Source organism: Nesterenkonia sp. K-15-9-6, assembly GCF_052656005.1.
The window spans coordinates 24,055-50,241 of record NZ_JBQYEY010000019.1; the positions used below are offsets into that span (position 1 = coordinate 24,055).

Genomic DNA, 26,187 nt, shown 5'->3' on the forward strand with positions numbered 1-26,187 from the left:
CCCCCGTTCCCCAGGAGGAGATCCATGGACCCCCAGCCCACCCGGACCCCGCCGATCCCTGCCGACGCGCTGGCCGGTCGACGCGCCGTCGTCACCGGAGGGGCCTCCGGCATCGGGGCGGCCTGCGTGCGGGCCTTCGCCGCCGCCGGCGCGGAGGTCACGGTCTGCGACCGCGACGGCGACGCCGCCACGGCCCTGGCCTCCGAGGTGGGCGGCCGGGCATGGACCGTGGACCTGGCCGAGACCTCCGCGCTGGAGGAGCTGAGTGAGGAGACCGGCGTGCCTGACGCCGACATCCTGGTCAACAACGCCGGCGTCCAGCGGGTGTCCCCGCTGCATGAGTTCGACCCCGAGGCCTGGCGCTTCATGCACCGCCTCATGGTGGAGTCCCCGTTCCTGCTCATCCGCGCCGCGCTTCCCGGGATGTACCAGCGCGGCTTCGGCCGGATCCTCAACATCTCCTCGGTCCATGGGCTGCGCGCCAGCGCCTACAAATCCGCCTATGTGGCCGCCAAGCACGCGCTGGAGGGCCTGTCCAAGGTCACAGCCCTGGAGGGCGCCGACCACGGCGTGACCTCCAACTGTCTCAACCCGGCCTATGTGCGCACCCCGCTGGTGGAGAAGCAGATCGCCGACCAGGCCCGCCTCCACGGCATCGGTGAGGACGAGGTGGTGGAGCGCATCATGCTCACCGAGTCCGCGGTGAAGCGACTGGTTGAGCCCGAGGAGGTCGCCTCCCTGGCCACCTGGCTGGCCTCCGACGCCGCCGGCATGGTGACCGGCACGTCCTACGCCATCGACGGAGGGTGGACCGCGAGCTGACGGGCCGCTCCCACCGACGCCGGCCTCCCCACCAGAGATCCGCACCGACCACCACGACCCACACAGACCCACACAGACCTGCACCGATCCAGAGCCACCGAGTCCCCGAGGAGGACCCATGACCATCGACAAGTCCGTGGCGACCGCCGCCGAGGCCGTCGCCGACATCCCCGACGGCGCCTCGCTCGCCGTCGGCGGCTTCGGCCTCTCCGGCAACCCCATCCAGCTCATCGAGGCGCTGCTGGAGCAGGGGGCCTCCGGGCTCTCGGTGGCCTCCAACAACTGCGGCGTGGACGACTGGGGACTGGGCATCCTCCTGTCCGCCGGGCGCATCGCGAAGATGACGTCCTCGTACGTGGGCGAGAACAAGGAATTCGCCCGCCAGTACCTGGAGGGCGAGCTGGAGCTGGAGCTGGTCCCGCAGGGGACCCTGGCGGAGAAGATGCGCGCCGGCGGTGCCGGGATCCCGGCGTTCTACACCCGCTCCGGCGTCGGCACCCAGGTGGCCGAGGGCGGCATCCCGATGAAGTACGACGGCGCCGGCGGAGTCGCACAGGAATCTCCCCCGAAGGAGGTGCGTCCCTTCACCGTCCATGACGGACGCGAGCTGGAGTTCGTGCTGGAGGAGTCGATCGTCACCGACTTCTCCCTGGTGCACGCCGCGAAGGGCGACCGGCACGGCAACCTGGTGTTCAACAAGGCGGCCCGCCAGTTCAGCCCGGACGCGGCCATGGCCGGCCGCATCTGCATCGCCCAGGTGGAGGAGCTGGTGGAGCCGGGCGAGATCGACCCCGACACCGTCCACCTCCCCGGGGTCTTCGTGCACCGCGTCGTGGAGGTCGGCACGGAGATCGAGAAGCCCATCGAGAAGCGCACCGTCCGCAGCGACGAGAAGGAGTGACCCTGCCATGAGCAGCGACTTCAGCACCGAGACCCGCGCGGGCTGGACCCGTGACCAGATGGCCGCGCGCGCCGCCGACGAGCTGCCCGACGGCTCCTACGTGAACCTGGGCATCGGCATGCCCACCCTGATCCCGAACCACATCCCCGCCGAGCGCACCGTGGTGCTGCAGTCAGAGAACGGGATCCTCGGGGTGGGCCCCTACCCCACCGAGGATGCGGTGGACCCCGATCTGATCAACGCCGGCAAGGAGACCGTCACCGTCCTGCCGGGCGCGGCGTTCTTCGACTCCTCCACCAGCTTCGGGATGATCCGCGGCGGCAAGATCGACGTCGCCGTGCTGGGCGGGATGCAGGTGGCCGCCAACGGTGACCTCGCCAACTGGATGGTGCCGGGCAAGATGGTCAAGGGAATGGGCGGCGCCATGGATCTGGTGCACGGGGCCGAGCGGGTCATCTGCCTGATGGACCACGTGGCCAAGGACGGCTCCCCGAAGATCCTGCCCGCCTGCACCCTGCCGCTGACCGGCAAGGGCGTGGTGGACCGGATCATCACGGACCTGGCGGTGATCGACGTCGTCGGCACCGAGGCCGAGCCGCGCCTGCAGCTGGTGGAGACCGCACCGGGGGTGAGCGAGGAGCAGGTGCGCGAGGCCACCGGTGTGGAGCTGCACTGAGAGCTGCGCCGCGAGCTGGACTGATCGGCGCCGCGCGGGCCTCCCGCCTGTCGGTAGACTCTGGGCGTGACCGACGCACTGAACTCTGACGCACCCCTCGCTGACGCACCGCAGCTTCCCGAGAAGGTCTCCGACGTCTTCGACCCCTGGCAGTGGCGCCCGGTGGAGGGCTTCGAGCTGACCGACATCACCTACCACCGGCGCGTGGAGCGGGACGCGGACGGGCGGATCCTGCGTGATCTGCCCGCGGTGCGCATCGCCTTCGACCGGCCGGAGGTCCGCAACGCGTTCCGCCCCGGCACGGTGGACGAGCTCTACCGCACCCTGGACCATGCGCGCATGACGCCCGACGTCGGCGCGGTGATCCTCACCGGAAACGGCCCCTCCCCGAAGGACGGCGGGCACAGCTTCTGCTCCGGTGGGGACCAGCGCATCCGCGGTCGGGACGGCTACCGCTACGCCTCGGGCGAGACCGCCGAGACGGTGGACCTCGCCCAGGCCGGCCGGCTGCACATCCTGGAGGTGCAGCGGCTGATCCGCACCATGCCGAAGGTCGTCATCGCCGTGGTCAACGGCTGGGCCGCCGGCGGCGGGCACTCTCTGCACGTGGTCGCCGACCTCACCCTCGCGTCGAAGCAGCACGGGAGGTTCAAGCAGACCGATGCCACGGTGGGCTCCTTCGACGCCGGCTACGGCTCCGCCCTGCTGGCCCGTCAGGTGGGCCAGAAGAAGGCCCGAGAGATCTTCTTCCTGGCCCGTGAGCACTCGGCCGACGACATGGTCGCCGCCGGGGCCGTCAACGAGGCGGTGGACCATGAGCAGCTGGAGCAGGTGGCGCTCGAATGGTGCGCCGACATCGCCGCCCAGTCCCCGCAGGCGGTGCGGATGCTGAAGTTCGCCTTCAACGCGGTGGACGACGGCATGGCCGGTCAGCAGGTCTTCGCCGGGGAGGCGACCCGCATGGGGTACATGACCGACGAGGCGGTCGAAGGCCGAGACGCGTTCCTGCAGAAGCGGGACCCGGACTGGTCCAGCTACCCGTACTACTTCTGAGACCCTGACGTTGACTCCGGAGATATGGTCGCTCTGAGCGCACTGACGCGACGTTTAGCGACCACGCGTCCGGAGGCAACGTCAGCCGTCCCGTCTAAGGAGGACACACTGTGAGCACCCCAGACGCCCCCACTGGTTCCACGCCGTTCTACCGCCAGCTCTCCCCCACCTGCGGCCTCCGGGTCTCCCCCATCGCCCTCGGCACGCTGACCTTCGGCCGTGGTGAGGAGCTCACGCACATGGGCGACCTCGACGCCGACCGTGCCGCAGAGATGCTGTCCCGCGCGCACGAGGCCGGGATCAACCTGATCGACACCGCCAACCTCTACGGCCGCGGAGTGGCCGAGGAGGTCGTCGCCGCGGCGCTGAAGAAGCTCGACCATGCCGAGGACTTCCTGATCACCACCAAGGCCCGCATGGTCATCGGTGACGGTCCCAATGACGGCGGCGCCTCTCGCTGGCACCTGCTGCGAGAGGTCGACCGTTCCCTGGCCCGGCTGGACCGGGACCACATCGACCTGTTCTACCTGCACCAGTGGGACGGCCAGACTCCGCTGGAAGAGACGCTGGAGACCATGGACACTCTGGTCCGGTCGGGCAAGATCCGCTACTACGGGGTCTCCAACTACATGGGCTGGCAGCTGCAGAAGGCCCTGCGAGTCTGCGAGGCCCACGGCTTCGTCAAGCCGGTCGCCCAGCAGATCCTCTACTCCGCCTACACCCGCACCGCGGAGTACGAACAGATCCCCGCCGCCCTGGACGCGGGGATCTCCACTCAGCCGTGGAGTCCGCTGAACATGGGCCTGCTCACCGGAAAGTGGCGCCGGGGACAGCAGCCCGACGGCCCTGCCCGCCTCAAGGACGGCACCGGTCAGGAGATGCGCGTGCCGGACTGGGACCGCCTCTACGACGTCGTCGACGCCCTGAAGGAGGTGGCGGGCAGGCACGGCGCCACCATCCCGCAGGTGGCGCTGGCGTGGACGCTGACCCGTCCCGGAGTGCACAACACCGCCGTCGCGGCCCGGAACCTCGACCAGCTGGAGGACCTGCTGGGCTATGCCGCGCTCGAGCTCACCGAGGAGGACCGGACCACGATCGACCGCGTCGGCCGGCCGGAGATCATGTACCCGCACTGGCACCAGGCGGATATGGCCGGAGAACGACTGGGCGCGGCCGATCGGGACATCATCGGCACCATCGGCGAGCAGGTGGCGGAACAGTTCGGGGCCCGAGGCTGAGCGGGTCAGCGGATCATGCCCACAGTCGTCACAGCGACCCCCGACCCATCCACCGCCCGATGAGCCGCACCGGTCACTCCTGGATCGAGCCCGCCCTGGAGGCGCTCGACGCCGCCCTCCGTGGCGCGACGCCCCCGATCGAATTCCTTCCGGCCGACGACGACGCCCCCCGCTGGGTGCACCGCCCCGACGCGACGGACCATGGCCGCGACGGTGAGGCCCCCGCCGTCGTCGTGCGCACCTCCGGCTCCACCGGGACGGCGAAGCAGACCCTGCTCTCCGCCGCCGCGCTGCAGGCTTCCGCCGACGCGACGGCGGCGGCACTCGGCGGACACGGGCACTGGCTGCTGACCCTGCAGCCCAGCTATGTGGCGGGCCTGGCCGTGCTCTCCCGCAGCCTGGTGGCCGGCACCGTCCCGGTGCCGCTGCTGACAGGGACCACCGATCCCGCGGCGTTCGCGGGCGCCGCCGAGCAGCTGACCGCTGAGCCTCGCTTCGTCTCCCTGGTGCCCACCCAGCTGGGCAGGCTCCTGGAGGCCGGAGATCCCCGGACGCTGTCCGCGCTGCGGAGCATGGACACGATCCTGCTCGGAGGCGGCGCCTCCCCGGCGCCGCTGCTGCGCCGAGCCGATCAGGCCGGCCTGCATGTGGTCCGCACCTATGGCATGAGCGAGACCTGCGGGGGGTGCGTCTATGACGGCCATCCCCTTCCCGGCGTCACCGTGGACACCGACGACGCCGGCCGGGTCCGACTGGCCGGTCCCATGGTCGCCCTGGGCTATCTTGACGACCCGGAGCTCACCACCGAGCATTTCGACGTGGAGCCGCTCATGGGGCACCGCCGCTACCTCACCGACGATCTCGGGGAGCTGACGCCTGCCGAGACCCCAGGCGCCACGCCTGAGCTGAGCATCTCCGGCCGCGCCGACGACGTCATCAACACCGGCGGGGTCAAGGTCTCCGCGGAGCGGGTGCGCGCGGTGCTGCTGGACCATCCCGGAGTGCGCGACGCGTTCGTCGGCGCCGCCCCGGACCCGGACTGGGGGCAGCGAGTCTGCGCCGCCGTCGTGCTCTCCGCCGTCACCCGCACCGACGACACCCTGGGCGACCTGCGGGAGGCGGTGCGGGAGACGCTGGGCCCCGCGGCCGTGCCGAAGGACCTGCACGTGCTGGCCGCCCTGCCCCTGCTGACATCCGGGAAGCCGGATCGGCGAGAATTGCTCCAGATGTTCTCCGGCTGACCTGCTGACCGGACGCGCACCCGACCCACCCCCATCCGTCCCCCATCGAAGGAGTCCCGTGGCCACCACCGCAGAATGGATCGCAGGTTCCCGCCCCCGCACGCTCCCGATGGCGGTGGCCCCGGTGGTGATCGGCACCGCCGCGGCCGCCGGGCTGGGCTCCTTCGACCTGTTGATCGGCGCGCTGGCGATGATCGTGGCGCTGACCCTGCAGGTGGGCGTCAACTACGCCAACGACTACTCCGACGGTGTGCGCGGCACCGATGACTCCCGGGTGGGGCCCATGCGGCTGACCGCCTCGGGGGCTGCGTCCCCGGGTGCGGTGAAGGCCGCCGCGTTCATCTCCTTCGGCATCGCCGGTGCCTCCGGTGTAGTGATCGTGGCCCTGTCAGGGATGTGGTGGTTCCTCGCCGTCGGCGCGGTGTGCGTGCTGGCCGCCTGGTGGTACACCGGCGGCTCGCGCCCCTATGGGTACCTGGGGCTCGGTGAGGTGATGGTGTTCATCTTCTTCGGGCTGGTCGCCACCCTGGGGACCACCTGGGTCATGGCCGCCCAGCTGAGCCCCGCCGCCTGGGTGGGTGCGGTGGGCGCCGGGCTGATCGCCTCGGGGCTGCTGATGGCCAACAACGTGCGGGACATCCCCACGGACCGCGAGTCCGGGAAGATGACGCTGGCAGTGCGGCTCGGGGAGCGGAAGGCGCGGATCAGCTACGTGCTGATGATCGGGGTGGCGGTGCTGCTGCCGCTGGCGCTGGTGGCGCAGAACCTGTGGTTCCTGCTGGTGCTGTTGGTGTGGCCGCTGTGCGCCGGCCCCGTGCGGATCATGCTCTCGCGCCGGCACACCGGGCGTGCACTGATCACGGTGCTGCAGCTGACGGGCCAGGTGAGCCTGGCGTTCGCGGCCACGATGGCCGCGGCGATGCTGCTGGGCTGATCAGGTGCTGTGCTGATCCGGTACTGGGCTGATCAGGTACTGCGCGGGTCGTCGACGTCGGTGTCTTCGGCGGCGTCGCCGGCCGAGTCCTCGGGGCGCCGAGGCGGACGGCCGTTGCCGTTGCGGCTGCCGTCGCCGTCCTTGTCCGCGCCAGGGGCGCCGGAACCGTCGGACGGTGTGTCCGTCGCGGCGCCGTCGTCGGGCTTCTTCTGCGGGGTCTGACCCTTCTGCCGGGCCTCGAGCTCGGCCTCCTTGCGACGGAGCTCCTCCTCGCGCTGCTTCTGCATGCGCTGGATCTCCAGGTTCCGCAGGAAGTTGGGGTCATCATCGGGGGCGGACGGGCGCTTGGGCGCGGCTCCGGGAGCCGCCACCCGGCCGCGGCCGAACGCCAGCCACAGCCCGGCGCCGATGATCGGCACCAGCACGATCACCGCGAGCCAGGCACTCTTGCCGAGCACCCGCACGCGGTGGCGCGGGGTCTGGATGCATTCGATCAGGCTGTAGATCATCAGCCCGGCACCCACAATTCCCAGCGGGATGATCACCTTCAACATATCTTCCAGGGTAGTTCATAGGGCGCCGCGGGATCACGCCGAGACCTCCTGGTCAGCTCCGGGCGGACACCGCGCCGACACCGGGCCGGCACTGCCACCTCTACAGGACGTAGAATCGAGTGATGGCCGTTCTCAAGTACTCCCTGATCCGCCTGGCGACCTTCTTCATCCTCTTCGCCGCATGCCTGCTGCTGGACCTGGGCATGATCTTCGCGCTCATCGTGGGACTGCTGGGGTCCTGGGCGGTCGGCTACCTGTTCTTCAACAGCCTCCGCGTCGAGGCCGGCGAGGCACTGGCCCGCCGATTCGGGGGCGCCCGGCGACTGGGCGCCGGAGAACAGCAGGACAACGACGCCGAGGACGCGCTGGCCGAGGACTTCCACCGGCAGCAGGACGAACGGCGCCGGGACTCCTCGCCGGGCGAGGCTGAGCAGGACGGAGACTCGGGGACTGACCAGGACGGAGACCCAGGGACTCGCCAGGGAGACACACCTCGCTGATCCCCGCCTCATATCCAGTGGCCACGAATCCCGGCATCTCCCCGATGACGCGCCGCGACACGGCCTGAGAACCCGGGGTTCGTGACCAGTGGATGCACGGAGCTCAGCTGTCCACCCATCCACGCGCTCGCAGAGCACGGCGGATCTTGAGCAGACCCGGCCGCCACTGCTCCCGGCTGTGGTCCTTGGTGATCCTCAACTCCCACCATCCCATCGCCTCGGCCCGATCCGCGCGCCGGACGTCTCGGAGCACCTGGCCCGGCTCGGAGTGCACCTCGACGCCGTCGTACTCGATCGCGATCCGATACTCGTCGATCGCCAGGTCCGGCTCGAGCACCACACGCCCCGCCTCATCCAGGATCTGGGGATTCACCCGAGGCTCGGGCAGCCCATCCCTCCACATGGCGAGCCGCAGCCGCGTCTCCTGCGGCGAGTCGGCCCCCACCCGAGCCAGGTCGGCGGCCAGGCGCACCCTCCGGATGCCCCGACTCCCCCGGCGTCGCGCGACGGCGGCGCGCATCTCCTCGCACCGCATCACCGCGTCCCCGTGCTCGCCGAACTCGTGCCGCGGCGGACGCAGCATCCGGTCAGCCAGGATGACCGCGTCGGTCAGGGTGCGTCCGAGCGCCAGGTCCACCCAGGTCCGGCCGGGCCGGGTGAGCCGGACCCCGCCCAGCACGGTGATGTCCTCTTCAGGGACGTCAGAACGGTGCGCCCGCACCTGCCCGCGCCGGATCCGCCCGCCGGCAACGGGGCTGGTGATGTGCAGCGGCGGGACCAGTCGGAACCCCGGGACGCCGAGCAGTGCGGCGGCGGTGGTGTGGCTAGCCACCTGGTCGCCTGAGGCCGTGAGCGCCTGCAGCAGGGTGAGGGATCGTGCCTCCACCTCCGTCGTCAGGGCGCCATAGATCCCGTGGTCCACCCGTTGCAGGGTGCTGTAGTCGAGGGACCGGCGGACATCCGCCTCCTCCCACCCCAGGTCCAGCAGCTCATGCATGCGGTGGGCACCGGCAGGCGCGGGCCGGGGAATCCTCCGGCGGCGGTCGTGCTGAGGGAACTCCATGCGCCCATCCCAGCGGGACGGCGGACGAGTCCGCTGCGGCACCGGGTCACTTGGGGAGGGATGCGCGTGTCGGAGCCAGACGGCGTCGGGCTGTGGAGGAGTGCCCTCCTGGAACCACTGGCCACGAATCCCGGCATCTCAGCCCGTGTCGCGGCGTGTCATCAGGAAGATGCCGGGATTCGTGGCCACTCGAGGCAGTGGGGGTCAGCTGCAGCGGAGCCTCACTCCGGCAGGCCGGCGTAGGAGTGCAGACCCGGGAAGTACACGTTGACCACTGAGTAGTTGAAGATGATGCAGGCGAAGCCGATGATCGACAGCCACGCGGCCCGGTTCCCGGACCAGCCGCGGGTGGCACGGGCGTGCAGGTAGCCCGCGTAGACCACCCAGATCACGAAGCTCCAGACCTCCTTGACGTCCCAGCCCCAATAGCGGCCCCACGCCTCCTCTGCCCAGATGGCACCGGTGATCAGCGGGCCGAGGGTCCAGAGCACGAATCCGACGGCGTTCATCCGGTACGCCCAGTTCTCCAGCGACGTCGACGACGGCACCATCCGCATGAACTGCCAGCCGCCCGTGCCGCGCAGGTCCCCGGCGGCCACCTTCAGCTCGCGCCGGTGCTGGACCAGCTGCAGGATGTTCATCGCGAACGTCAGGGTGAACAGACCCATGGCCGTCACCGCGAGGGTCACGTGGACGGCCAGCCAGGGCGACTGCAGGGCGGGCTGCACGTTGCCCACCGGCGTCGGGAATCCGATCGTGGCCGCGGTCATCATGACCACCACCAGGCCGATGGCGAAGGTGCCGAGGAATCGGAGGTCCCGACGGACCAGCGCCAGAAGGAACACCACCGAGACGATCAGGGCCCCGGTGGTGAGGAACTCGTACATGTTCGCCCAAGGGGCCCGCCCGGCGGCCACCCCGCGCGCGATGACGGCGAAGGCGTGTGAGGCGGCGGCGAGGATGGTCAGCGCCACCGCGACGTTCGCGAACGGACGACGGGTGCCCACGTAGGCCATGTCGTCGTCGACGAGGTCCTCGGCCGCGGCGGCCGGCGCCGTGCCCTCGGAGGCACCATCGCCCTCGGAGGCACCATCGCCCTCGGCCTCGCCCCCGGTCTCGCCCCCGGTCTCGCCCCCAGCCTCGTCCCGCACTCCGGAGGCCGACACCAGCGCGCCCTTCCGCGCGCGGGCCAGCTCCTCCTGCGCCTCCTCAGCGAGTTCGGCCTCCAGGCGGCGGATGGTCGCCGAGCTGCGGACCATGTCCACCGCGAAGACGATGAACGCGGCGGTGTAGATCAGGGCCGCGATGAGCATGAACAGGTCGCTGTACTGCGCCAGCTCCTCATTGACCGGATTCATCAGTCCTCCTTCTCAGGCGCCCGCACCGGCCACCGGCTCTCCAGCTGGTCGCGCAGGGCGATGTTCTCATCCCGCAGGCGGAAGTCCTCGCCCCGGGACAGCAGGCCGTAGCGCACCAGAGTGCGTCCGGCCTCCGTGGTCTCCACGGTCACCCAGGCGCGACGGCGGCGCAGGAACAGGGACAGGATGAGTCCGCCCAGCGCGATCAGCGCGAAGACGAGCACCCCGCCCTGGGCGGGATTGTAGTGGATGTCGATCGCGATGTAGTCCTGGACCTCCTCGAAGGTGATGGACCCCATCCCCTCGGGGAGCTCCTGCGTCTCCCCCGGGTCGAGGACGATGCCACCGGCGTCGACCTCCCGGGAGTTCAGCACCTCGAGGCTGTCGGTGTCCAGGACGTAGACGTTCTGTGGGATGCCCTCATCCAGGCCGAGGTCCCCGTAGTAGGAGTTGAGCTGCAGCTGCGGGTTGTACAGCTCGGGGTCCACCGAGATCGCGGGTCCGCCGTCCTCCGCCTCATGGGCGGTCGGCAGGAAGAGCCCGACGAAGCCGAGCTGCTCGGGCTGGGCGTCCGGTGCCTTGATGACGGCCATGGAGGTGTAGACCTGGTCGTCCGGACGGGAGATCACCGGGCCGGAGAAGGCCACCTCCCCCTCGCCGTCGCGGATGGTCACCACCGGGGCGTAGCCGTTGCCCACCAGGAACACCCGGGCCCCGCCCAGGGTCAGCGGGTGGTTGACCTTCAGCTCATCGGACTGCGGCTCGCCGTCGGCACCCTCCTGGGTGGTGACGTCGGCGGTGAAGTCCAGGGCCTGGCCGTAGTGAGTGGCGGAGTCGCGGTCGAAGACCCGTTCGAAGCTGTCCAAGCGGATGGAGAACGGGTGCAGCCGAGACTCGTCGAACCACGTGCCCGGGTAGAAGTTGTCGTAGGCCACCAGCGAGTTCACGAAGGCTTCGTCCTCGATGATCACCTTCTGCCCGCGGTAGCTGAGCATCGACCCCAGCGCCACACAGATCAGCACACCCACCAGCGCCACGTGGAACAGGAGGTTCCCGATCTCCTTCAGGTACCCCTTCTCCGCGCCGATCGACGCCCGCCGAGGACGCCCGCGGGAGTCCTCACCGGCCTCCCGCACGTCTACGCGGTAGCGGCGCTTCCGCAGCACGTCCGCGGCGTCCTCCAGGGCCCGCTCCGGGGTGGGGCCGCCGTCGTCGAGCTCCAGGGCTCCGTACTCCGGCAGCCGCTCCAACCGGGCGGGGGTGCGCGGCGGGGCCGAGCGCATCTGCTGGATGTGCTTGCGGGCCCGCGGAATGATGCAGCCGATCAGGGAGATGAACAGCAGCAGGTAGATGGACGAGAACCAGACCGACGAGTAGACGTCGAAGACCTGGAACGTGTCCAGGATCGGACCCACAGTGGGGTTGTCGTCGATCCAGGTCTGCACGGCGAAGGCGTCCTGGACCCGCTGCGGGAAGAGCGAGCCGGGCACGGCCGCCACCGCGAGCAGGAGCAGCAGCATCAGCGCGGTGCGCATGCTGGTCAGCTGGGTCCAGGCCCAGCGCAGCATGCCGGTGAGCCCCAGGGCCGGCGGGGCGACCTCCTGGCGGGGCGCGTCCCCGGTGGCCTCGTGGAGTGCGTCCTCCCGGGCGTTGTCCCGGTGTGCGGACGGCTGAGGGGGCTGAGTCATCAGATCGGCATCCTCACCTCATTGGCGAACCAGTCCTGGAGCGCGTAGACCCACATGTTCCACACGCCGGAGAGCATCAGCAGCCCGACGACGATCAGCACACCGCCGCCGATGCGCATGACGGCCACCCGGTGCTTCCGGAAGAAGGACACCGCCTTCATGCCCCGTTGAATGCCGAAGCTGATGAGGATGAAGGGGATGCCCAGGCCGAGGGAGTAGACCAGCATCAGCAGGGCACCGCGGGCGGGGTCCCCGCCCACCGGGGTGGAGAGGGCGAGCACCGCGGCCAAGGTGGGACCGATGCAGGGAGCCCAGCCGATGCCGAAGGTCGCGCCCAGCAGCGGGGCGCCGAGCAGACCGTCGGGCGGGCGGCGCTCGATCTTCCGCTCCCGCTGGAAGATGCTGAACGCGCCCATGAAGATCAGGCCCATGAGCACGACGACGGCGCCGAGCAGCTGGGTCAGCCAGCCTCCCTCCACCCGCAGCCACACGGTGGCCTGGGTGAACAGGACGCCGATGAGCACGAAGATCACGGAGAAGCCGAGCACGAACAGGGTCGCGCCCAGCACCATGCGGGATCGACGCCGGGCGGCCAGGTCCACCCCGGAGAGCCCGGTGACGTAGCCCAGATAGCCGGGCACCAGGGGCAGCACGCAGGGCGAGAGGAAGGAGACCAGCCCGGCGAGCAGCGCCACCGGGGCAGAGATCAGCAGAGAGCCGTCGAAGACGATCTCCGCGAACCGGTTGTTGACCGCACCCAGAGGGTTGGCCGCGCTGAGGGTCGCGTGCCCGACGTCGGCGATCATGCCTCCGCGGACTCCTCCAGCGCGGTGGTGATCAGGGCGCGCAGGGTGCCCGGCTCGGCGATGCCGAGGATGCGTGCGGAGACCCGACCCTCGCGGTCCAGCACGAGGGTGGTGGGCACCGCCGACGGCGGGACATAGTCGGTCATGGCCAGCATGACCTGCCCGTCCCGGTCCTCCATGGACGGGTAGCCGATGCCGAAGCGTCGCTCGAAGGCCTCCGCGGTGGGCTGGGTGTCGCGGGTGTTGACGCCGTAGAACTGGACGCCGTCGTCGGCGAACTCCTCGTGGATCTCGGCGAGGTCGGGGGCCTCCACGCGGCAGGGTGCGCAGGCGGCGTACCAGAAGTTGATGACGGCCACCTCACCTTCCCAGCGGGAGGGCTCCACCGTGGAGCCGTCGAAGAGGGTGGACTCGAAGTGCACGGGTTCGCCGCGTTCCTCGGGGGCGAACTCCTGGACGGATCCGTCGCCGGCCACGTAGTTGCTGCCGTCGTTGGCGGCCTGCTCGGCGAGCCGGTCGTTCTCGGAGCTGCAGGCGGTCAGCGCGAGCAGCCCCGCCATCAGCCCGGAGGCACCGATCAGGGCACGGCGTCCCATCACCGGCCGGAGACGGTCCGGCTGATGCGCGGCGGAGTCAGGTGAACTCATGGGGCGGTCCTTACGGGGTGACGCGTGGTGGTGTCGCTTGTTCGGCGGCGCGCAGGGGCGCTGACGCGGACGTCGGCATAATTCTACAGCGTGTAGTAATCCTGGTCGCTGGCGGCGTCGTCATATGACCACGCCACCCGCACCGACCCTGCGGGCCGACGCCGGGAACGGTCCGGCGCCGTCGGGAAAGGTATCAGCCGAACCTGGGCGTCCGCCTGATCAGGCGCCGGGCAGGGCGATGGCGTCCTTGAGGAGCTCCTTGTTGGGCTCCGCGTAGCTGACCGACTCCACCCCGTCGGGACCGATGTGCAGGCTGGTGATGGAGGTCAGGGAGCATTCGCGGCGTCGCGGATCGTGCCACAGCGGGCGATCCTCAGCCCACAGACGGGTGACCCAGATGGGCAGCTGGTGGGAGATCACGACGACCTCAGCGCCGTCGCCATGCTCGGCGACGGCCAGCTCGGAGAGGTCCTTGGCCGCGGCGAGCATCCTGCTGACCTGCTGGGCGTACGGCTCGCCCCAGGAGGGGCGCAGGGGGTTGACCAGCAGGGGCCACCAGCGGGGACTGCGCAGCTGCTGCTTGACGCGGGAGAGTCCTTCGAAGGCGTTCTCGGCCTCCAGGACCCGCTCCTCGGTGAGCACCGGCATGTCCAGCCGTTCGGCCAGCGGGGCGACGGTCTCCTGCGCGCGCTGCAGCGGCGAGGCCGCGAGCAGGTGGACCGGATGCCCGGCCTCCGCCCGCGCGGCGAAATGGTCCGCGATGCCGGCGGCCATGCGATGGCCGAGCTCGGAGAGCCCGAACCCCGGCAGGCGGCCGTAGAGGACCTTCTCAGGATTGTGGACCTCCCCGTGACGGACGAGGTGGACGGTGGCCGTGGTCTGCGCGGTGGTGCTGGATGCCATGGGCACCAGTGTCGCAGAGTCACGGAGCCGCACCCTGCCTTTCCCCCGCTCAGAGCGATAGGGTTCTGTCAACGAGCGCTGAACGACCCCGACGGCGAGAGGTATCGACGACGATGAGCACCACCGGTGATGAGAACCAGGGCGGGCCGCAGGATCCTGACGGGGCGCAGCAGCCGCAGGGCCAGCCACCGCAGGAGCCCCAGCACGGGCAGCAGTACGGGCAGCAGCAGGGCCAGCAGCAGGGCCAGCACGGCTCGGCGCCCTCCGCCGGGTCTGCGCCCGGCGCTCCGGCCTATGGCGCCGGCTATGGACAGCCGCCCCAGTACGGCCAGCAGAGCCAGTACGGGCAGCAGAGCCAGTACGGGCAGCAGAGCCAGTACGGGCAGCAGAGCCAGTACGGGCAGCAGAGCCCCTATGAGCCGGCAGGTCAGAGCCCCTACGGGGCGCCCGGCCAGCCGCCTGCCGGGCCGGGCCCGACCGGTCAGCCGACGGTCACGACAGAGAAGCCGACCCGTCCACTGACGATGACGCTGTCCATGGTCTTCCAGCTGCTGGCCGGGCTCCTGCTGGCGGTCGCCGGGGTGATCTCCGGCGTGAGGATCATGGGAGCCCACCCCACCCAGCTGCTGCCTGAGCAGGAGTGGCAGGAGATTGCGGACGTCTCCATCGCTGAGGCGCAGGAGTTCATGGCGATCTTCGGCGTCGCCCTCATCATCGGTGCCGTGGTCCTGGCCCTCCCGTACTTCGCCCTGGCTTTCCTGAGCACCCGGGGCTCCCAGGTGGGCCGCATCCTGGCCACGATCTACCTGGCGCTGAGCATCTTCTCCGTGTTCTTCGGCCTGCTGAACCTGCTGCTGGTCGTCCTGCCCAGCCTGGTGGCCCTGGTGCTGCTGTGGCTGCCCGCCAGCAACACCTATGTGCAGCAGGTGCGCGGGGCGAAGCAGGGATCGGGCGCTCCGGGCCAGGGACCAGGGACGTATGGCACGGGCGGATACGGCACCGGCGGGTACGTCCAGCCCGGGCAGCAGCCGGGTCAGCCGGGTCAGCCGGGTCAGCCGGGTCAGCAGCCCGATCCCTACGGGCAGAATCCCTACGGTCAGCCTCCCCAGGGCGGTTACGGCCAGCAGCCCGGTCAGCACCCCGGACAGCCGGGTCAGCAGCCGGGTGGACCCTACTCCTCCTGAGCCGGGAGAACCACCTGTCACGACGGCCGGCCGGGCGCCTGTTCGAAGGCGCCGGGCCGGCCGTCGTCGTCCCTGTGGACGCGCTCGGCGTCGGCCTATGTGCGGTCGCATCGCGCCGCGGCACGTGGCGACCGGAGCCCGGCCCACGCGATGTCCAATCCCCGGGTGCCGTCCAGCAACCTGGGTCAGACCATCCAGCAGCCTCCCGGCCTCTGAACGGTCAGCGGCTTCCCGGGAGTCCGGGGATGGTGGTCAGCATGTCGTCCTCGTAATCGAGGTAGCACTGCGTCATGGAGCGCTCCGTGAGCGCGTGGGTGCGGCACTGGTCGAACTCGACGGTGGCACCCCAGAACAGCGCCTGGGCGGTGGCTGTGACCGCGAAGAGACCGCAGCACACGATCGCCGCCGCCGCACTGACATGCATGAGGGCCGGCAGCTTCTTCCGGATGGCCTGCACCAGAAGGATCACCCCGCCCGTCGTCCCGACGAGTCCAGCCACCACGGCCAGCAGCCGGTAGGGCAGCGGCGTCTGCAGTCCGATATAGGACACGATCAGCGCGAGCACCAGCCACCCGGTGAAGCGGGCGTACCGACGGAAGGTCTCCGGCTCCAGATCCACGGCCCGACGGCGGCCCGGCTTGCCGCCGTCGGGCCCGCCGCTCGCGGACCCGTTCTGCGGGGGCTGCTGCTGAGGTGGAGTGACGCTCATAGCCCACCAGCCTACGCGGCGCGGGCCCCGCCCGGGGAAGTAGGGTGGAGTCCATGCGCATCGTGGTTCTGGTCTCCGGCTCGGGGACGAATCTCCAAGCCGTCATCGACGCCGTCTCCGCCGGCTCCCTGCCCGTGGAGATCGCCGCCGTCGGTTCCGACGTCCCCGGCTGCGGCGGCCTGGAACGGGCCGAGCGGGCCGGGATCCCGACCTTCGCGGTGCCGCTGGCGCGCGGGGGCGATCGTGCCGCATGGAACTCCCGGCTGCGGGACGAGGTCCGCGGCTTCAGCCCGGCCCTGGTGGTCTCCAGCGGTTTCATGCGGATCCTCGGCGCGGAGTTCCTCGACGGCGTCGGGGTCCCGATCATCAACACCCACCCGGCGCTGCTGCCCAGCTTCCCCGGGGCTCACGCGGTCCGTGACGCCGTCGAGCACGGGGTGAAGATCACCGGCTGCACTGTGCACCAGGTGGACGCCGGGGTGGACACCGGTCCGATCCTCGCGCAGGAGGCGGTGCGGGTGCTGCCGGATGACGACGTCGACACGCTGCACGAGCGGATCAAGGTCGAGGAGCGCCGACTGCTCGTGGAGACCATCGCCGGCATCGCCGACGGCCGGATCGGACTGCCGAGCTCGTGAACGCCGCCTCGTGACCATCTACATCGACCCGCCCGTGTGGCCCGCCCATGGGACGGTGTTCGCGCACCTGATCTCCGACTCCTCCTTGGAAGAGCTGCATACTTTCGCCGCGCGGACCGGCATCCGGCGCCAGGCCTTCGACGAGGACCACTACGACGTCCCGGAGCACCGGCACCGTGACCTCATCGCCGCCGGCGCCACACCGGTCAGCGGCACCGAGCTGGCCAGGATCCTGGCCTCCTGCGGGCTGAGGGTGCGCAGCGTCGAGCGCCCGACGAAGGTCCGTGCCCGGCTGCTGCGCGCCTGGGAGCGGCTGCTGGACACATCCGACGCCGCCGTGCTGGGCGAGGAACTGTTGGATCGCTGGGCGGAGCCGCACCGCCACTACCACTCGCCCGCCCATCTGGCCGCGGTGCTCAACGCCGTGGGCGTGCTGGAACGCGCCGGAGAGCTGCCGGCCGAGCGGCGCCGCCCGGCCCGCTTGGCCGCCTGGTTCCACGACGCCGTCTACGCCGGGGCCGCGGGCCAGGACGAGGAGGACAGCGCCCGACTGGCGGAGGAGCGACTGGCTGGCCTGCTCCCCGCCGAGGAGGTCACCGAGGTGGCCCGCCTGGTGCGCCTGACCGCCACCCATGCCCCGGAGCCCGGGGATGCCGCAGGCGCCGTCCTGGTGGACGCCGATCTGGAGGTGCTGGGGCGTGCCCCGGCGGCCTACCGGCGCTATACCGCCCAGGTGCGCAGGGACTTCGACCACGTGCCCGAGCCCCTGTTTCGCGAGGGCCGGGCCCGCGTGCTGGCCACCCTCTTGGAACGGCCCCGCCTGTTCCACACCCCCGCGGGGCAGCAGCTCTGGGAGAGCGCCGCCCGGGCGAACCTCACCGCCGAGCTGGCGGAGCTGCGGTCCGCCTGAGCGGCTGCCCCAGGCGTCGGCACCCGCTCCCTGGAACCCCGCATCGAGGAGTCATTCTCCGGCACATCTCTCCTCGGGTGATGCGCTTCAGCTCGGGATGATGCACGGGACAATGACTCCTCGACGCGCGACGCGAAGTGCTGAACGGCACCCCGGGGCGCGGAGAGCGGAAGTCCCGCCACGGCCCTCACTCCTCGGTACCGTCCGGCCCCTCCCCCGGCTCCGCAGGGTCCTCCGCGGACCGTCGGCGGCGCGCCGAATGCGCCGCCGGGGCGATCAGATAGCCGAGGATCGTCCCGACGCACACCCACGCGCCCAGCAGCCCGGCCGCCAGCAGCGCATGCGGGCCGATGTCGGTGAGCCGGCCGATGCCCAGGGAGATGTGCGAGAGCCACAGCGGCAGCACGGCGACGCCGGCAGCCACCACTCCGGTGAGCAGCCCGAGGACCAGGGTGGAGAGCGTCAGGGAGATCGGGCGCCAGGAGATGCGCAGGACGAACCAATCGTCCAGGTGGTTCTCCCCTTCCCGCATGAGCCACCAGCCGGCGATGATCCCGGCCAGCAGCGGCACGGCCAGCACCGCGAGGAAGGCCTCCCCGGCGCCGCTCGGCAGCGCGCCGAGCACGGGCAGGGCCGGCACCGGTCCGAGCTCCACGGCCTGCGGGGCCACGGTGGTGCCGGTGCCCAGTGCGAACCCGGCACCGGTGGTGTAGGACAGCGTCCACAGCACCATGTTGGGCAGCAGCCCCAAGTGAAGCAGCGTCAGGCCGACCACTCCCCACACCCCGGGGTCCAGCTGCTGGTACGTGTTGGCGATCTCCATCCAGGAGACCCCCAGCTGAACAGCCAGCAGCACGGCGGAGAGGCCCACGGCGGCGACGACGGCGATCAGCCCGCCACGCAGCACACCCCACAGGTAGCTTCCCGCCCATTTCAGCCGCTGGGAGAGCCGCTCCACCCGGTCCTCCAGGTCCACCCCGATGAGCCGGGCCCACGAGCGGGCCTCCGCATAGCTGCCGGCCAGCGCCCCGACCGCCATGACCCCGGCGGCGCACAGCCCCGCCCAGTGCAGCTGCGCGGTGAAACCCTCCGCCTGCCCCAGGTGCGCGATCCCGACGCCGGCGCCCGCGTAGACCACCATGAGGGCGAGCAGTCCCTGCCAGAGCTGATCGGACCAGGCGCCGCGGGCAAGCCGCCCTCCGGCCCGCCACCCCAAGGCCAGGGGCACCAGAGTCAGCCCCATGGGCAGCAGGTGGAGCCAGCCCTCCGCCAGCGTCACGCCCTCGCCGAGCACGTCCCCGGGCACCGGCACCGCGAGCTCCGCCGGGGTTCCATGCAGGATGAGCCACACCTGGGCGGAGAACCTCGCCACGAACTCCAGGTCGATCCGGGTGAACCCTCCGGCCAGCCCCACGGCGAGCACCGGCAGCGCCACCAGCAGCACGGTGGCCAGCAGCGCCTGCACCGCCTCCAGCAGGCCCAGCAGCCACAGGGGCGGAGCGGGCAGGCGGAACCGGCGACGAGGGCGGTCGCCGCCGTCGTCGGCGCTTCCGGGGTCGCCGGGGGTGCGGGTGTCGGCTTCGGAGGGGGTCATCGGGTCCATCGTGCCAGCCGGGGGCACGGATCAGCGCCGCAACAGACCGGCGTCCACGGAACTCTCAGGTTCCGATCAGCAGCCGGATGCCGGTGCCCAGCGCCAGCAGGGATCCCAGGATGGCCAGCGCGATCACGAACTTCCGGACGGTGGCGTCGTCCACCCGGCGCTGGATCCACTCGCCGACCCAGATGCCCAGCACGATGGAGACCACGCACCCGGCCCAGGCCCACCAGGGCATGTCCGGCATCTGACCGTCGTCGAAGGCCCATTTGATGCCGAAGGAGAAGGCGGAGATGAGGATCCACAGCGGCTGCAGGGTGGCGACCATGCGCATCACGGGCCACCGGGAGACCACCGCGTAGATGGTCATCGCCGGTCCCCCGACCCCGCCGAGCACAGTGCCCACTCCGGAGCCGAGGCCGGTGAGGATCTGGGCTGTGCGGCCGTCGCCGTCGACGGCGGAGCTGATCCGGCTCAGCAGCATGGAGGTGATCAGCCCGAAGAGCACCAGGGCGGCCACCACCACGTACAGCGGGCCCGCCGGGGAGACGACGGACACCCAGGCGGCGGCCGGCATCACCAGCACCGCAGGGATGCCCAGCCACAGGACCTTGCGCCATTCGATGTCGTCCCAGATGCGCGGCAGCACCAGCACCGGGGCGATGATGGAGAGGAAGTTGACCAGCATGACGCCCTCGTGGGCACCGATGAGCACCACGAGGAACGGCGCCAGGATCATGCCGAAGCCGAGCCCGGCGATCCGCTGGATGGTGGCAGCCAGCAGCACGAATGCCACCACGCCGACGGCCATCGCGATGCCCATGCTGCTCCTCCCCTCCGCTCAGCCGCGCGCGCGGCTGCCAGGACCACCAGCAGACTCTACGCCGCGGTCCACAGTCCTGCAGAATGCAGTGACTGCCGTCTCACCCCGCGGATGACCCGCTCCGGCAGGGTTCTTCGGGGGTTCACCTGCCCTCCATGACCACGACGGCGCCAGGGCACCTTCAGCCGCCACGCTGGTGCCGTGAAGGTCGTGGTGGTCGCAGAATCATTCCTCCCGCACATGAACGGGGTGACGAACTCCGTGCTGCATGTGCTCGCCCACCTGCGCCGGCGCGGAGACGAGGTGACGGTGATCGCCCCGTCCTCCTCCCTGCTGGACGCCGGGCAGGACGCCGAGCTGTGCGAGGGCTTCCCGGTGGTGCGGGTGCCCTCCCTGCCGTTCCCGGACTACCCGAAGGTGCGGGTGGCGGCAGGCTTCGTGCCGCGCATCCGGCACCTGCTGGCGGAGCTCCGGCCCGACGTCGTCCACGTGGCCTCTCCGTTCGTGCTGGGCTGGCGGGCCATCCAGGCGGCCCGGTCGCTGGGCCTGCCGACCGTCTCCGTCTACCAGACCGAGGTGCCCACCTATGCGTCCCGCTACCGCCTGCCCTGGGCGGAGGAGCTGCTGTGGCAGCACGTGGACCGCATGCACACCTCCTCCACCCTGACCCTGGTGCCGTCCCGCTTCTGCAAGGACCAGCTGAGCCGCCGGGGCATCCGGCGGCTGAAGACCTGGCGGCGCGGCGTCGACCTCCGGCGCTTCTCCCCTGCGCGCCGGGACGAGACGCTGCGCCATGAGCTGGCCCCGGGCGGGCAGAGGCTGATCGGTTTCGTCGGCCGGCTGGCCGCGGAGAAGCAGGTGGAGGACCTGGCCGCGCTGAACAGCCTGCCGGACAGTCGGCTGGTGATCATCGGCTCCGGGCCGGCGGAGGAGCAGCTGCGCCGCCGCCTGCCGGGCGCCCACTTCGCCGGGTTCCGCAGCGGCGACGACCTCGGCCGGCACGTGGCCAGCCTGGACGTCTTCGTCCACCCGGGCGAGGCGGAGACCTTCTGCCAGACCATCCAGGAGGCGATGGCCGCCGCCGTGCCGGTGGTCGCCGTCGGGCGGGGCGGCCCGTTGGACCTGGTGGACGAGGGCCGCACCGGGTGGCTTTACCGCCCCGGGGACCTGGCCCGTATGCGTTCGGCGGTCGCGCACCTGGTGTCCGACGACGACGCCCGCGCCCGGTTCGCCCGGGACGCGGCCGCCTCGGTGCAGGGCCGCACGTGGGAGGCGATCTGCAATCAGCTGATCGGCCACTATGCCCGAGCGATCGACGTCACCGAGCGCCTCCAGCGCCAGCAGGCCAAGGATTTCATCCGGCAGCAGGCGTGGCTCGCGGGAGGATTACGCTGACAGCCGATCCGGAGCTGATGCTTGCCTGAGGCAACCTCCCTAGGGTGGAGTCATGACCTCCATCACTCCATATCTGCGGCACCCCCACCTGCAGGGTGACCTCATCACGTTCACGGCCGCCGACGACGTCTGGCTCGCCCCCGCGGACGGCGGCCGGGCCTGGCGGCTCACCCGCGACGGCACACCGGTGCGCACCCCGCGCCTCTCCCCCGACGGCACTCAGGTGGCGTTCATCTCCACCCGCGACGGGCACCCCGAGGTGTACGCCGCCACGATCGACTCCGGTGAGGTCCGGCGGCTCACCTGGTGGGGCGCCTCCAAGGCGGCCGTCCTCGGCTGGGCCCCGGACGGCCGGCTGCTGGTGGCCACGCACGCCGTGGAGGCGAGCATCCGCGAGCAGGTGGTCCACGCGGTCTCCCTCGACGGCGGCACCGAACGGCTGCGCTACGGATCCGCCGGCGGGCTGGCGATCAGCGCCACCGGTGCGGTGGCGCTGGCGACTCCACCCACCCGCCCGGCCGGGCACTGGAAGCGGTACCGCGGAGGAGTCGCCGGGATGCTGTGGCTCGGCACCGAGAGCGTCGACGGCCCGGGGACCGCCGGCGACTGGCAGCGCCTCCTGCCCGACGACGACGCGGGCCTGCTGGACCCGATGTGGGTGGACGGGAAACTCGTGTTCTCCTCGGACCGGGCGGCGTCGTTCCCGGACCGCACCCGGGAGCAGGCCAACCTGTGGATCTACGACGACGCCCCCACCGGCGAGGCTGAGCCCCGGCAGCTCACATTCCAGGGCGAGGGCGCCGGCTACGTCCGCGACGCCACCACGGACGGCACCCGCATCACCTGGCACTCGCGTGGGGAGATCCATGTGCTCAACTCCCTCGACGCCGAGCCGCGCCGCCTGGAGGTCACCCTGCCGGGTGCCTCCGCGGCGCCGCTGACCGTCTCACCGACGCAGAATCTGGACGCCGTCGTCCCGGACCACACCGGCGACGCCTCGGTGGTCTCCTGGCGGGGCGCGACGTTCTGGCTCACCCACCGGGAGGGCCCGGCCCGCGCGCTGGCCGCCGTCTCCGGTGTGCGTACCCGGGAGCCGGTGCTGCTGGGCCGCACCGGGCGGGTGGCTGTGGCCACCGATGCCGAGGGCGAGGATGCACTGGAGATCATCCCGATCGACGGCGGGCCCCGGCGGGTGCTGGGCGGGCAGCTGGGGCGAGTGCTCCACCTGGCCTCGGACCCGGCCGGCGAGCGCCTGGCCGTGATCTCCCATGACGGTTCGCTGCGGCTGGTCACCTGGGGCGGGGACGGCGCGGCAGGCGACGCCTCGCCGCAGGTGCGGCAGATCCACCGCTCCGAGCACGGGGAGATGCTTTCGCCGTCATTCTCCCCGGACGGCCGCTACCTGCTGTGGACGTCCCCGACGGTGGTGGAGTCGCAGGTCCATCAGCTGATGGTGCTTGACACGTCCCGAGAGTCCGAGCCGGTGGCCCTGACCGGAGGGGTCTTCCATGACTCCTCCCCGGCGTTCACCGCGGACGGGAAGCACATCGCGTTCCTGTCCACCCGGACGCTGGATCCGCACTATGACGACCACGAGTTCAACCTGTCCTTCGCCGGGTCGGTGCGGCCCTGGCTGCTGCCGCTCTCGGCCGCGGAGCCGGCGCCGTTCGGCCCCAGCGCTGAGGGCTGGCCGGTCTCCGGAGGACGCACCGGCGACGCCGCAGACTCAGCCACGGCGGGCACCGGCGGCACGGACGCCCCGGCCAGCCCGGATCTGGACGCCGAGCACGCCGAACAGCGCATCGTGCCGTTCCCCGTGCCGTCAGCCTCATACCGCGACCTGCGGACAGCCCAAGGCGGCGTGCTGTGGATCAGATCAGCCCAGGAGACCGGCGAGCTGGGCACCCGGCGGGCCGGGGTCTCCGGGGAGGCCGCCGGGGACGAGCTGATCCGGTGGGACGTCGCCGCCCGGAAGGCCACCACCCTGGTGGACAAGGTGGACTCCTATGCGGTCTCCGGCGACGGATCCCGGCTGGTGGTCCGCGCCGGGGAGAAGGTGACCGCGGTGCCGTCCACCCGGAAGGTGGAGAAGGACGACGACGCCGAGAGCGTCACCGTCGACCTGGAGCGACTGCGGCTCACCGTGGACCGCTCCGCCGAATGGGCCCAGATGTTCGAGGAGACCTGCCGGCTGATGAGTCAGCAGTTCTGGCGCGAGGACATGGACGGCGTCGACTGGGATGCCGTGGTGGACCGCTGGCGCCCCGTGGTGGCGAAGGTCCGCACGGACGACGACCTGCACGACGTCCTCTGGGAGACCGTGGGAGAGCTGAACACCTCCCACGCCTATGTGATGCCGGCCGAGGGCGACGCCCCCGGCTCCGCACGGAAGCTGGGACTGCTGGGGGCGGACCTCGAGCCCGCCGGAGCGCAGGGCTGGCGCATCACCCGCATCCTGCCCTCGGAGTCCAGCGAGCCCGAGGCGCGCTGCCCGCTGCGCGCCCCCGGCGTGGACGCCCGCGAAGGGGACCTGATCACCGCGGTGGACGGCCGCCCGGTGGACCCGGTGGCCGGGCCGAACGCGCAGCTGGCCGGGGCCGCGGGCAAGCCGGTGCTGCTGGACCTGCGACGCGGCTCGGGCGAGGACGGTGCGGTCGGAGCCGCCGGCGGGGTGACCCGCCGCGTCGTCGTCGTGCCGCTGGCCAGCGAGGAGGAGCTGCGCTACCAGGACTGGGTGCGCTCCCGCCGGGAGTATGTGGCGCAGGCGTCCCAGGGGCGGCTGGGCTATGTGCATGTGCCGGACATGTCCTCCCCCGGGTGGGCGCAGCTTCACCGGGACCTGCGTCTGGCCGCGGAGCATGAGGGCATCGTGGTGGATGTGCGCTACAACCGCGGCGGCCACACCTCGCAGATGGTGCTGCAGCGGCTCTCCAAACAGCTGGTGGCCTGGGCCACCGCCCGCTGGGAGACCGGCGTGGAGCCCTACCCGTCCTCGGCGCCGCGCGGCCCCGTGGTGTTCGTGGCCAACCGATGGTCGGGCTCCGACGGGGACATCGTCAACGCCGCCGCCCAGGCCATGGACCTCGGTCCGGTGATCGGCGAGCGCACCTGGGGCGGGGTGATCGGGATCGACGGCCGGTTCACCCTGGTGGACGGCACCACGGTCACCCAGCCGAAGTACTCGTTCTGGATCGACGGCTACGGCTGGGGCGTGGAGAACCACGGCGTGGACCCGGACATCGAAGTCGTCCACGACCCGAGCGTCTGGTTCTCCGAGGACGATCCGCAGCTGGACCGTGCGGTGGCCGAGGCGTTGGAGCGGCTGCGGCAGACCCCGGCCGCGACCCCGCCGTCGCTGGGAGCGCCGAAGAACCGGGGCTGATCAGTCCATCAGCCCGTGGGCCTGCAGCTTGGCGACGATGTCCTTGCCGTCAGGGCCGTAGATCCACGGGATGCTGCGCCCCTCCACCTCCTGGTAGCCGGTCGGCGGGTGGGTTCCGCCGGCCCCGAGCAGCGTCTCACTGTCCGGGTCGTTGGCGCGTCCACCGGCCAGCAGAGCCTCCGAGTAGGTGAGCTGCCGGATGATCACCGCGGTGACCGCCTGCGGGTGGCGACGGGCGAAGTCGGCGTAGATGGTGGGGTCGTGCTGGCCGTCGTCGCCGATCAGGACCCAGGAGACGTCGGGGAAGTCCTGGGCGAGGCGCTCGAGCTGCTCCTCCTTGTGCTGCTTGCCGGACCGGAACCAGCGGTCCTCGGTGGGGCCCCAGTCGGTGAGCAGCAGCGGCCCGTGCGGGTACAGATTGCGGGTGAGGAACCGGGTGAGCGTCTGGGCGACGTTCCAGGCACCGGTGGAGATGTAGATGACCGGCGCCCCCGGGTGCCGGTGGAGCAGCCGCTCCATCATCACCGCCATGCCGGGGGTCGGGGTGCGTGCGTGCTCATCGAGCACGAAGGAGTTCCAGGCGGCGAGCACCGGACGGGGCAGTTTGGTGACCACCACGGTGTCGTCGATGTCGCACACCACCCCGGTGCGGGCGGTCTCGGCGATGATCTGCACCTCGGCGCGGGTGGGCTGGGCGCCGTGGGCCCGCAGCGTGACAGGCTGCCAGCCGGGCTCGAGGTCGACGTCGATGACGGCGTCGACGATCCCGCCTCGGTCGGCGACGACGTCGACCGTCTGGCCTCCCACGGTGATGCTGACCTCGGCGAAGGGCACCGGGGCGGAGATGAAGTTCCGCCAGCCGCGCACGCCGTCGGCGATCACCTTGGCCACGCGGCGGCCGTTCTCGAAGTGCGAGTCCGGGGCCATCACGACGCGCGAGAAGACCCGCACCCAGCGCTGGGTGCCGTACCCGGTCAGGGAGAGGACCGTGACGTGCTGCCGACGGCGCTGGGCCATCCGGAGGCGGAACCGATGCCACCGGTCCTCGGCCTTCATGGCCGGGTTCCGGTGCGGGTCGGAGTATTGACGGCGCACGGCATCGTCGTTCTGGGCCACCTCGGTCACACTCCCATCCTGCCATGGTCGGCGCGGGCCCCCGAACCAA

General features: G+C 71.2%; 24 protein-coding genes. 13 read left to right on the forward strand and 11 right to left on the reverse strand.

All coding sequences use genetic code 11. The annotated features are described in order from the left end of the window. Window positions 1-24 precede the first annotated feature (24 nt). The 7 genes from SD455_RS11980 (at window position 25) to SD455_RS12010 (ending at window position 6,865) form a co-directional block, all read left to right on the forward strand. Entirely contained in the window at window positions 25-822 is a 798-nt protein-coding gene (locus SD455_RS11980; protein ID WP_344682018.1) for a 3-hydroxybutyrate dehydrogenase, read from the forward strand. 118 nt (window positions 823-940) lie between these two features. Further along, window positions 941-1,723, forward strand: coding sequence for a CoA transferase subunit A (locus SD455_RS11985; RefSeq protein WP_070160736.1), 783 nt, complete (start codon window positions 941-943; stop codon window positions 1,721-1,723). A gap of 7 nt (window positions 1,724-1,730) precedes the next feature. Then, a complete protein-coding gene (locus SD455_RS11990; protein ID WP_085437072.1) occupies window positions 1,731-2,399 on the forward strand; it encodes a CoA transferase subunit B in 669 nt (222 codons plus the stop codon). Window positions 2,400-2,465: 66 nt separating this feature from the next. Then, window positions 2,466-3,452, forward strand: coding sequence for a 1,4-dihydroxy-2-naphthoyl-CoA synthase (locus tag SD455_RS11995; protein WP_445508235.1), 987 nt, complete (start codon window positions 2,466-2,468; stop codon window positions 3,450-3,452). 110 nt (window positions 3,453-3,562) lie between these two features. Continuing rightward, on the forward strand, window positions 3,563-4,690 hold the full coding sequence (locus SD455_RS12000) for an aldo/keto reductase (protein ID WP_083277574.1): 1,128 nt from the start codon (window positions 3,563-3,565) through the stop codon (window positions 4,688-4,690). A gap of 59 nt (window positions 4,691-4,749) precedes the next feature. After that, window positions 4,750-5,931 carry an AMP-binding protein gene (locus SD455_RS12005; RefSeq protein WP_070160734.1) on the forward strand — a complete coding sequence of 394 codons (1,182 nt, stop codon included), beginning with the start codon at window positions 4,750-4,752 and terminating at the stop codon, window positions 5,929-5,931. Between the two features lie 58 nt (window positions 5,932-5,989). Then, entirely contained in the window at window positions 5,990-6,865 is an 876-nt protein-coding gene (locus SD455_RS12010) for a 1,4-dihydroxy-2-naphthoate polyprenyltransferase (RefSeq protein WP_083277573.1), read from the forward strand. 32 nt (window positions 6,866-6,897) lie between these two features. On the opposite strand, the gene SD455_RS12015 is transcribed toward SD455_RS12010, so the two are convergent. Next, complete coding sequence (locus SD455_RS12015) at window positions 6,898-7,419, reverse strand: PLD nuclease N-terminal domain-containing protein (protein WP_085437071.1); 522 nt, start codon at window positions 7,417-7,419, stop codon at window positions 6,898-6,900. Window positions 7,420-7,541: 122 nt separating this feature from the next. Between SD455_RS12015 and SD455_RS12020 the strand changes: the two genes are divergently transcribed. After that, window positions 7,542-7,919 carry a DUF4229 domain-containing protein gene (locus SD455_RS12020; RefSeq protein WP_070160731.1) on the forward strand — a complete coding sequence of 126 codons (378 nt, stop codon included), beginning with the start codon at window positions 7,542-7,544 and terminating at the stop codon, window positions 7,917-7,919. Between the two features lie 103 nt (window positions 7,920-8,022). On the opposite strand, the gene SD455_RS12025 is transcribed toward SD455_RS12020, so the two are convergent. From SD455_RS12025 to SD455_RS12050, 6 genes are all read right to left on the reverse strand, one after another. Continuing rightward, window positions 8,023-8,982 carry an endonuclease domain-containing protein gene (locus SD455_RS12025; protein WP_311024605.1) on the reverse strand — a complete coding sequence of 320 codons (960 nt, stop codon included), beginning with the start codon at window positions 8,980-8,982 and terminating at the stop codon, window positions 8,023-8,025. 221 nt (window positions 8,983-9,203) lie between these two features. Further along, window positions 9,204-10,340, reverse strand: a complete 1,137-nt coding sequence (ccsB, locus tag SD455_RS12030; protein ID WP_070160727.1) for a c-type cytochrome biogenesis protein CcsB — start codon at window positions 10,338-10,340, stop codon at window positions 9,204-9,206. Then, a complete protein-coding gene (gene resB, locus SD455_RS12035) occupies window positions 10,340-12,028 on the reverse strand; it encodes a cytochrome c biogenesis protein ResB (RefSeq protein WP_445508236.1) in 1,689 nt (562 codons plus the stop codon). Before resB ends, ccsB begins: the two co-directional genes overlap by 1 nt. Beyond that, window positions 12,028-12,834, reverse strand: coding sequence for a cytochrome c biogenesis CcdA family protein (locus SD455_RS12040; protein WP_070160725.1), 807 nt, complete (start codon window positions 12,832-12,834; stop codon window positions 12,028-12,030). The genes resB and SD455_RS12040 overlap by 1 nt, the downstream gene beginning before the upstream one ends. Next, window positions 12,831-13,481: a TlpA family protein disulfide reductase gene (locus tag SD455_RS12045; protein WP_083277572.1), complete on the reverse strand. Its 651-nt coding sequence runs from the start codon at window positions 13,479-13,481 to the stop codon at window positions 12,831-12,833. The genes SD455_RS12040 and SD455_RS12045 overlap by 4 nt, the downstream gene beginning before the upstream one ends. 219 nt (window positions 13,482-13,700) lie before the next feature. Further along, on the reverse strand, window positions 13,701-14,384 hold the full coding sequence (locus SD455_RS12050; RefSeq protein ID WP_311024609.1) for a histidine phosphatase family protein: 684 nt from the start codon (window positions 14,382-14,384) through the stop codon (window positions 13,701-13,703). A gap of 113 nt (window positions 14,385-14,497) precedes the next feature. On the opposite strand from SD455_RS12050, the gene SD455_RS12055 reads away from it, so the two are divergent. Continuing rightward, complete coding sequence (locus SD455_RS12055; protein WP_445508237.1) at window positions 14,498-15,568, forward strand: hypothetical protein; 1,071 nt, start codon at window positions 14,498-14,500, stop codon at window positions 15,566-15,568. Between the two features lie 220 nt (window positions 15,569-15,788). On the opposite strand, the gene SD455_RS12060 is transcribed toward SD455_RS12055, so the two are convergent. Further along, entirely contained in the window at window positions 15,789-16,277 is a 489-nt protein-coding gene (locus SD455_RS12060; RefSeq protein WP_445508238.1) for a hypothetical protein, read from the reverse strand. A 53-nt stretch (window positions 16,278-16,330) separates the two neighbouring features. On the opposite strand from SD455_RS12060, the gene purN reads away from it, so the two are divergent. Together purN and SD455_RS12070 are read left to right on the forward strand one after the other, a co-directional pair. After that, the gene (gene purN / locus SD455_RS12065) at window positions 16,331-16,915 is read left to right on the forward strand and encodes a phosphoribosylglycinamide formyltransferase (protein ID WP_070160719.1); all 585 of its coding nucleotides are present in this window, start codon (window positions 16,331-16,333) and stop codon (window positions 16,913-16,915) included. A 10-nt stretch (window positions 16,916-16,925) separates the two neighbouring features. Then, on the forward strand, window positions 16,926-17,825 hold the full coding sequence (locus tag SD455_RS12070) for a DUF4031 domain-containing protein (RefSeq protein WP_070160717.1): 900 nt from the start codon (window positions 16,926-16,928) through the stop codon (window positions 17,823-17,825). A 187-nt stretch (window positions 17,826-18,012) separates the two neighbouring features. Here SD455_RS12070 and SD455_RS12075 read toward each other — a convergent pair whose 3' ends face one another. Both SD455_RS12075 and SD455_RS12080 read right to left on the reverse strand, forming a co-directional pair. Next, the gene (locus tag SD455_RS12075; RefSeq protein ID WP_445508239.1) at window positions 18,013-19,419 is read right to left on the reverse strand and encodes a cell division protein PerM; all 1,407 of its coding nucleotides are present in this window, start codon (window positions 19,417-19,419) and stop codon (window positions 18,013-18,015) included. 64 nt (window positions 19,420-19,483) lie between these two features. Then, window positions 19,484-20,245 (reverse strand): sulfite exporter TauE/SafE family protein, encoded by a 762-nt coding sequence (locus SD455_RS12080; RefSeq protein WP_311024614.1) that lies wholly within the window; start codon window positions 20,243-20,245, stop codon window positions 19,484-19,486. Window positions 20,246-20,446: 201 nt separating this feature from the next. Between SD455_RS12080 and SD455_RS12085 the strand changes: the two genes are divergently transcribed. Both SD455_RS12085 and SD455_RS12090 read left to right on the forward strand, forming a co-directional pair. Beyond that, complete coding sequence (locus SD455_RS12085) at window positions 20,447-21,640, forward strand: glycosyltransferase family 4 protein (protein WP_311024615.1); 1,194 nt, start codon at window positions 20,447-20,449, stop codon at window positions 21,638-21,640. A gap of 52 nt (window positions 21,641-21,692) precedes the next feature. Further along, the gene (locus SD455_RS12090; protein ID WP_445508240.1) at window positions 21,693-25,022 is read left to right on the forward strand and encodes a S41 family peptidase; all 3,330 of its coding nucleotides are present in this window, start codon (window positions 21,693-21,695) and stop codon (window positions 25,020-25,022) included. Here SD455_RS12090 and SD455_RS12095 read toward each other — a convergent pair whose 3' ends face one another. Continuing rightward, window positions 25,023-26,147 carry an App1 family protein gene (locus SD455_RS12095; RefSeq protein WP_237089899.1) on the reverse strand — a complete coding sequence of 375 codons (1,125 nt, stop codon included), beginning with the start codon at window positions 26,145-26,147 and terminating at the stop codon, window positions 25,023-25,025. Window positions 26,148-26,187 lie beyond the last annotated feature (40 nt).

Excerpts from the sequence above, each read along its gene's own strand:
- SD455_RS11980 (WP_344682018.1), top strand. The coding sequence starts at position 25 with ATGGACCCCCAGCCCACCCGGACCCCGCCGATCCCTGCCGACGCGCTG.
- SD455_RS11985 (WP_070160736.1), top strand. The coding sequence starts at position 941 with ATGACCATCGACAAGTCCGTGGCGACCGCCGCCGAGGCCGTCGCCGAC.
- SD455_RS11990 (WP_085437072.1), top strand. The coding sequence starts at position 1,731 with ATGAGCAGCGACTTCAGCACCGAGACCCGCGCGGGCTGGACCCGTGAC.
- SD455_RS12005 (WP_070160734.1), top strand. The coding sequence starts at position 4,750 with ATGAGCCGCACCGGTCACTCCTGGATCGAGCCCGCCCTGGAGGCGCTC.
- SD455_RS12015 (WP_085437071.1), bottom strand. The coding sequence starts at position 7,419 with ATGTTGAAGGTGATCATCCCGCTGGGAATTGTGGGTGCCGGGCTGATG.
- SD455_RS12020 (WP_070160731.1), top strand. The coding sequence starts at position 7,542 with ATGGCCGTTCTCAAGTACTCCCTGATCCGCCTGGCGACCTTCTTCATC.
- SD455_RS12025 (WP_311024605.1), bottom strand. The coding sequence starts at position 8,982 with ATGGAGTTCCCTCAGCACGACCGCCGCCGGAGGATTCCCCGGCCCGCG.
- ccsB (WP_070160727.1), bottom strand. The coding sequence starts at position 10,340 with ATGAATCCGGTCAATGAGGAGCTGGCGCAGTACAGCGACCTGTTCATG.
- resB (WP_445508236.1), bottom strand. The coding sequence starts at position 12,028 with ATGACTCAGCCCCCTCAGCCGTCCGCACACCGGGACAACGCCCGGGAG.
- SD455_RS12040 (WP_070160725.1), bottom strand. The coding sequence starts at position 12,834 with ATGATCGCCGACGTCGGGCACGCGACCCTCAGCGCGGCCAACCCTCTG.
- SD455_RS12045 (WP_083277572.1), bottom strand. The coding sequence starts at position 13,481 with ATGAGTTCACCTGACTCCGCCGCGCATCAGCCGGACCGTCTCCGGCCG.
- SD455_RS12050 (WP_311024609.1), bottom strand. The coding sequence starts at position 14,384 with ATGGCATCCAGCACCACCGCGCAGACCACGGCCACCGTCCACCTCGTC.
- SD455_RS12055 (WP_445508237.1), top strand. The coding sequence starts at position 14,498 with ATGAGCACCACCGGTGATGAGAACCAGGGCGGGCCGCAGGATCCTGAC.
- SD455_RS12060 (WP_445508238.1), bottom strand. The coding sequence starts at position 16,277 with ATGAGCGTCACTCCACCTCAGCAGCAGCCCCCGCAGAACGGGTCCGCG.
- purN (WP_070160719.1), top strand. The coding sequence starts at position 16,331 with ATGCGCATCGTGGTTCTGGTCTCCGGCTCGGGGACGAATCTCCAAGCC.
- SD455_RS12075 (WP_445508239.1), bottom strand. The coding sequence starts at position 19,419 with ATGACCCCCTCCGAAGCCGACACCCGCACCCCCGGCGACCCCGGAAGC.
- SD455_RS12080 (WP_311024614.1), bottom strand. The coding sequence starts at position 20,245 with ATGGGCATCGCGATGGCCGTCGGCGTGGTGGCATTCGTGCTGCTGGCT.
- SD455_RS12090 (WP_445508240.1), top strand. The coding sequence starts at position 21,693 with ATGACCTCCATCACTCCATATCTGCGGCACCCCCACCTGCAGGGTGAC.